General features: G+C 68.9%; 1 protein-coding gene. It reads right to left on the bottom strand.

Translation table 11 applies throughout. The features are described from left to right. Positions 1-6,194: amino acid adenylation domain-containing protein (locus ACFWF3_RS20660; protein WP_379314900.1), on the bottom strand; the 6,194-nt coding region annotated here is incomplete at both ends.

Below are 6,194 nucleotides of genomic sequence, written 5' to 3'. Positions count from 1 at the left end.
CCTCGATCTCACCGAGTTCGATGCGCAGACCACGCAGCTTCACCTGGAAGTCGGTGCGGCCCAGGTAGTTCAGTTCGCCGTAGGTGAGACCGTTCTCGCCCGACACCGCGGTCCAGGTGACGAGGTCACCGGTGCGGTACATGCGCGAGCCCGCCGCGCCGTACGGATTGGCGACGAAGCGGTCGGCGGTCAGGTCGGCCCGGTTGAGATAGCCGACAGCCAGCTGATCGCCCGCCAGATAGAGCTCTCCCGCAACGCCGGGCGCCACGGGGTGCAGGCGCGAATCCAGCACGAACACCCGGGTGTTCCACACCGGGCGCCCGATCGGCACCGACTCCACATCGGCGTCGACGACCTCGTGATAGGTGACGTCGACCGCGGCCTCGGTGGGACCGTACAGGTTGTGCAGACGGGCGCCGGTGAGCTCGCGCAGGCGCTGCGCGGTGGGCGCGGGCAGCGCCTCGCCGGAGGCGAACACCTGTCGCAGGCGCACCGCGTCACCGTTGCCGTTGCTGCCGAGGGTCGAGACGAACACCGACAGCATCGAGGGCACGAAGTGCGCGGTGGTGATGTCGCGTTCGGCGATGATCTGGGCCAGGTACACCGGATCGCGGTGGCCGTCGGGCTTGGCGACGACCAGGCGGGCACCGGTCTGCAAGGGCCAGAAGAACTCCCACACCGAAACGTCGAACGTGGCCGGGGTCTTCTGCAGGACGGCGTCGGCGGCGTCGATCGGGTACTCGTGCTGCATCCACAGCAGGCGGTTGACGATCGCCGCGTGATCCACCGCGACGCCCTTGGGGCGGCCGGTCGAGCCGGACGTGAAGATCACGTAGGCGGTGTTGGTGGCCCGAATCGGTTGCACGCGTTCGGCATCGGTGATCGGCGCACCGCTGAAGTCGGCGGGCGAGAAGATGTTCTCGACCGCGTGCACGGTGACGCCGTCGGACTCGAACGCGTCGCGGCGGCTGGTGAGCACCAATCGCGGCTGCGCGGTCTCGATGATGTGGCCGATGCGGTCGGCGGGCTGATCCGGGTCGAGCGGCACGTAGGCGGCGCCGGTCTGCAGCACCGCGTACATGGCGACGACCAACTCCGTGGAACGCCGGATCGCCAGTGCCACATTGTCACCGGGGCCCACGCCGTCGGCGATCAAGCGGCGCGCGATGCGGTTGGCCCGCTCCTGCAGCTCGCGGTAGGACAGCTCTTGCTGCTCGAAGACCAGGGCGACGGCGTCCGGGGTCCGCTCCACCTGTGCGTCGAACAGCGACATCAGCGTCGCGTGCGGGACGGCGTGCGCGGTGTCGTTCCAGTCGACGAGGACCTGTGCGTGCTCCTCTGGCGCGAGCAGATCGATGTCGCCGACGAACACCTCGGGATCGGCGACCACCGCGGCGAAGATGTTGTCGAGCCTGCGGGCGAACGCGGCGACCGTCGATTCGTCGAAAAGATCGAGCGCGTACGAGAATTCGGCCGCCATACCGCCGACGCCACCGTCGGTGTCCTGGACCTCGGTGAGCGTGAGCTGCAGGTCGAACTTGGCCAGCTGCGGGTCGTAATCGATTCCGCTCACCGCGAGACCGGGCAGCTGCAGCGAGGCCTGCTTGTTGTTCTGGAACGACAGCATCACCTGGAACAGCGGGTGGCGCGACTGCGAACGGGCCGGGTTGAGCACCTCGACCAGGCGCTCGAACGGCACGTCGGCGTGGGCGAAGGCCTGCAGATCGGTCTCGCGGGCCTGGGCGAGCAACGTGGCGAACGGGGTGGCGCCGTCGACCTGCGAGCGCAGCACCAGGGTGTTGACGAACATGCCGACCAGGTCGTCGAGCGCCTGATCGCCACGGCCCGCCACCGGGGTACCGATCGCGATATCGCTGGAGCCGCTGGCACGGGCCAGCAGCACCGCGAGGGCGCTGTGCATGACCATGAACAGCGAGGCGTTGTAGCGGCGACCCAATTCGACCAGGGCACGCTGGGTTTCGCTCGCGATGACGAAGCTGTAGGTGCCGCCACGGTAGGACGCGGCAGGCGGGCGCGGGTGATCGGCCGGGAGGACCAGCTCGTCGGGTAGGTCCGCGAGTTCCTTTGCCCAGTAAGCGATCTCGGAGGAGATCAACGACTGCGGATCGTCCTCGGAGCCGAGGACCTCACGCTGCCAGAGCGAGTAGTCGGCGTACTGGACCGGCAGTTCGGCCCAGGTCGGCGCCTCCCACGAGGTGCGGGCCGCGTACGCCATGATCACATCGCGCGAGAGCGGCGCCATCGACCAGCCGTCGGCGGAGATGTGGTGCACCACCATGCCGAGCACGTACTCGGACTCCGACACCTCGAAAAGCCGTGCGTGCAGCGGCACTTCGCTGGTCACGTCGAACGCCATCGACGCCAGATCGATCAGGTGATCGATGAGGTTGTCCTCGGTCACCCGGTACGGGGTGAGGTCGGGAACGATCTGCGCGGCGTCCAGGATCACCTGCACGGGGCCGGTGCCGGAGTCGGGGAACACGGTGCGCAGCGACTCGTGGCGGTCGATCACGTCGATGACCGCGACCTGTAGGGCGGCCACGTCCAGGTCACCGGACAGCCGGATCGCGACCGGGATGTTGTTGACCGCCGACGCGGTGTCGAAGCGGTTGAGGAACCACATGCGTTGCTGCGCCAGCGACAGCGGCACCCGGTCGGGGCGTTCGCGGGCGACCAGCGCCTTGCGCGCGCCGTCGCCGGCCTGGGATTCCACCCGGGCGGCCAGCGCCGCCACCGTGGGGGCCTCGAACAGCATGCGGACCGGGACACGGGTGTCCAGGGCGATGCCGATGCGGGACGCGACCTGGGTGGCGATCAGCGAGTTGCCGCCCAGTTCGAAGAAGTCGTCCTCGACACCGACCCGGCCCAGTTCGAGCACGTCGGCGAAGATCTGCGCGACGATCTGCTCGATCGGGGTGGTGGGCGCGCGGAACTCGCGCACCTCGAACACCGGCGCGGGCAACGCGCGACGATCGAGCTTGCCGTTGACGGTCAGCGGGACCGCGGCGAGCACCATGATCGACGAGGGCACCATGTACGCGGGCAGACGCTGTGCGACATGGTCGGTCAGTTCGGCGATATCGATCGAACTGCCCGGCACCGCCACGACATAGGACACCAGCGAGGTGCTGCCGCCCTTGTTCTTGTGACCGATGCTGACCGCGAAGTCGACTGTCTCGTGCGAGGCGAGCGCGGAGTCGATCTCGCCCAGTTCGATACGGAAACCGCGGACCTTCACCTGGAAGTCGGAGCGGCCGACGTACTCCACGTTGCGATCGGCGGTCCAGCGCACCACGTCACCGGTGCGGTACATCCGCGCACCGGGGGCGTAGGGGTTGGCGACGAAACGGTCGGCGGTGAGCGAGGCGCGCGCGTGGTACCCACGCGCCATGCCGACGCCGCCGATGTAGAGCTCACCCGCGACACCGACCGGCACGGGGCGGAGGCGGTCGTCGAGGATCAGGGTGTGGACGCCGCGGATGGGGCCGCCGATGACGACCCGCTCCCCCGGGATCAGCCCTTCGCTGAGGTTGGACGCGATGGTGGTCTCGGTGGGTCCGTAGACATTGCCCAGCATGCGGCGCGAACCGTCGGGCAGGCGCACGGCCCACTTGGCGACCAGTTCCGGCGGGACCGCTTCACCACCCGCGGCGAGCACCCGCAGGTGATCGAGGCCGCGGGCGTCGAAGGTGGCCAGCGCGGCCGGGGTCACGAACGCGTGGGTGACCTGTTCGGTGATGAGGATGTCGCGCAGTTCCTCACCGCCGTACACACCCGGCGGGACGACGACGAGCGTGCCGCCGCGACCGATGGCGAGCAGCATTTCCAGCACCGAGGCGTCGAACGACGGCGAGGCGAAATGCAGTGCGCGCGTGGTGGAGTCGAGCGAGTAGAGGTCGATCTGCTCGGCGCAGAAGTTGGCGACGGAGGCGTGGGTGACCACGACGCCCTTGGGCACACCGGTGGAACCGGAGGTGTAGATCAGGTACGCGGGCTGCGCGGGATCGGTCTGGCGCACGAGTTCCCGCGGCGCGAGGGCGGCATCGGAGATACCGGTGAGGTCGATGTCGTCGACCACCACCCAGCTCACCGAATCAGGGAGATCGTCGGCTTCACCGGTGACCGTGATGCCAACGGACACACCGGCATCGGTGATCATGTGGGCGATGCGGTCGGCCGGGTAGTTCGGGTCGACGGGCACGAACGCGGCACCGGTCTTGGTGACCGCCCACACGGCGAGCACCGATTCCAGCGAACGCGGCACGGCGACGGCGACGAAGTCCTCGGCGCCGAGACCCTGCTGGATCAGCAAGCGCGCCAACTGGTTCGAGCGACGATCGAGTTCGCCGTAGGAGACAGCGGTCCCCTCGAACACCACGGCGGTCGCCTCGGTGTCGCGGGCGGCCTGGGCGATCAGCTGCGGCAGGGTGCGCGCCACCGCGGCGGGGGCGCCGAAGCGGGTGACCAGGTCGGCGCGTTCGGCGTCGTCGAGCACGTCGATCGCGCCGACGGTGACGGCCGGGTCGGCCAGGATCGCGTCGAGCACGCGACGCCAGCGCAGCAGCAGTTCTTCGACGGTCGACTGATCGAACAGGTCGATGGCGTAGGTGAGCACGCCGGTCATGCCCGACAGCGAGCCGGTACCGGTGTGTTCCTCGGTGAGGGTCCACTGCAGGTCGAACTTGGCCATGTCGACCTCGACCTCGTCGGCCGTGACGGTGAGACCGGGCAGCTCCAGGGTGCCGTGCGACATCTCCTGGAACGACAGCACCACCTGGAACAGCGGATGGCGGGCCTGCGAGCGCGACGGGTTGAGCACGTCGACGAGCCGCTCGAACGGCACATCCGCGTTGGCGAACGCACTCAGGTCGGTTTCGCGGGTGCGGGTGAGGAATTCGGTGAACGGCTGGGTGGGATCGACGTCGGAACGCAACACCAGGGTGTTGACGAACATGCCGATCAGGTCATCGAGGGCCTGCTCACCACGACCGGCGATGGGCGTACCGACGGCGATGTCGGTGGTGCCCGACAGGCGCGCGAGCAGCACCGCGAGGGAGGCGTGCACCACCATGAACAGGGTGACGCCGTTGGCACGGGCCACGGCGGCGAGCTGTTCGTGGGTGTCGGCGTCGATCTCGAAACCGACGCGCGCGCCACGGAAGCTCTGCTGCTGCGGGCGCGGGCGGTCGCTGGGCAGGTCGAGCTGGTCGGGCAGGCCCTCGAGGGCGCTCTTCCAGTAGTCGAGCTGACGCGCGGCCATCGAAGCCGGGTCGGATTCGGCGCCGAGCAGTTCGTGCTGCCACAGGGTGTAGTCGCGGTACTGGACCGGCAGCGGCAGCCAGGCCGGAGCCTGGCCCGCGGCGCGAGCCAGGTAGGCGGTGGCGACATCGCGGGCCAGCGGGCCGAAAGAGAAACCGTCGGCCGCGATGTGGTGCACGACGAAGGCGACCGCGTATTCCGGGGTGCCCGCACCGTGACCGTTGGACTCGGCGGTTCCACCGGCCACCTTGAAGATCTGCACGCGGATCGGCAGTTCCAGGGTGACATCGAAGCCGGTGGAGGCGAAGTCGATCAGTTCGTCGCGCAGCCGCGACTGGTCGATCGGGGTCACCGCGATGCCGAGGTCGAACTCGTCGGCGCCGAGTACGTGCTGGAAACCGCCGTCGGCGTCGGGGAAGATCGTGCGCAGCGATTCCTGGCGCACCACAACATCATTGAGCGCGGCGATCAGGGCGTCGACGTCGACGCTGCCCTTCATCTGCACCACGAACGGCAGGTTGTAGGTGGGTGCGGTGGGGTCGAACTGGTTGATGAACCACATCCGCTGCTGGGCCAGCGACAGCGGCACCTGCTCGGGACGCGGCTGCGCGACCAGCGGCGGACGCGCGGCGGAAACATCGGCGGGGGTGACGGATTCGGCCCGCGCGGCGAGTCCGGCCACGGTCGGGGTCTCGAACAGCGCGCGCACACCCAGCTGGATACCGAAGGCGGCGCCGATGCGGGCGACGACCTGCGTGGCGACCAGGGAGTTGCCGCCCAGTTCGAAGAAGTTGTCGTCGGCGCCGACGCGTTCCTGGCTCAGCACATCGCCGAAGATGCCGGCCACGATCTGCTCGGCCGGGGTGCGTGGTGCGCGGAAATCGCCTGCGGCAGCGGTGAAGACGGGTTCGGGC

Source organism: Nocardia sp. NPDC060220 (assembly GCF_042727815.1).
Classification (GTDB): domain Bacteria; phylum Actinomycetota; class Actinomycetes; order Mycobacteriales; family Mycobacteriaceae; genus Nocardia.
This window is presented reverse-complemented; position numbering and strand designations above follow the sequence as displayed.